The sequence below is a fragment of the Psychrobacter sp. DAB_AL32B genome (genome assembly GCF_002224105.1).
Lineage (GTDB): Bacteria > Pseudomonadota > Gammaproteobacteria > Pseudomonadales > Moraxellaceae > Psychrobacter.
The window spans coordinates 1-1,002 of the sequence record NZ_NEXU01000117.1; the positions used below are offsets into that span (position 1 = coordinate 1).

Consider the following 1,002-nt stretch of genomic DNA (forward strand, 5'->3'; position numbering starts at 1 on the left):
CTGAAGAGATTGGTTTGAGCCTGAGACTGCGACATAGAGAAATTGGGTACTGCGAAGAAAGTCACTATCGGTAAAGAAAATACGGTAATCGTTGATGGCGCTGGTAACACCGCTGATATCGAAAATCGTGTTGAATCTATCCGTCGTCAAGTTGAAGAGTCAACGTCTGACTACGATAAAGAAAAGCTTCAAGAGCGTATGGCTAAACTGGCTGGCGGCGTTGCCGTTATCAAAGTTGGCGCTGCGACTGAAACTGAAATGAAAGAGAAAAAAGATCGCGTTGATGATGCGCTACATGCCACTCGTGCAGCGGTTGAAGAAGGCGTTGTCCCTGGTGGCGGTGTAGCCTTGGTTCGTGCAATGAATGCATTGTCTGAACTACGTGGCGATAACGACGACCAAAACGCTGGTATCAATATTCTACGTCGCGCAATGGAATCACCATTACGTCAAATCGTTACTAACTCAGGCGAAGAAGCTTCAGTGGTCGTTAACGAAGTGAAAAGCGGTAGCGGTAACTATGGTTACAACGCTGCTTCTGGTGAATATGGCGATATGTTGGCTATGGGTATTCTTGATCCAGCCAAAGTAGCACGTTCAGCACTAGAAAATGCGGCATCTGTTGCAGGTCTTATGCTAACGACCGAAGTCATGATTACTGATTTACCGCAAGGTGATGATGGTATGTCTGGCATGGGCGGCGGTGGAATGGGCGGTATGGGTGGAATGGGCGGCATGATGTAATCAGTTCCTTTACCTGTATTTGCTTTAAATAATAAAAAGCCCTAACTCATTGAGTTAGGGCTTTTTTTAATATGCTTTACAATAGCTTAGTTAAACACTCTAAATTATAATGAATCTAAATACGTATTTATATAAAGAGATAATTATGCAAACCACTTTTAATGAGTTTTGTTCGAAATCTTTTGAATTCCGTGAAGCACTATTAAGAGAAACTAAGATTATTTCGACAGCTGCAGAACTTAAACACAAAGATATAGC

At 42.6% G+C, this 1,002-nt stretch carries 1 pseudogene; it reads left to right on the top strand.

Going from position 1 to position 1,002, the window contains the following annotated elements:
* Nucleotides 1-744 (top strand): annotated as a pseudogene (locus CAN34_RS12780) (TCP-1/cpn60 chaperonin family protein); the annotation flags it as partial.
* Nucleotides 745-1,002 lie beyond the last annotated feature (258 nt).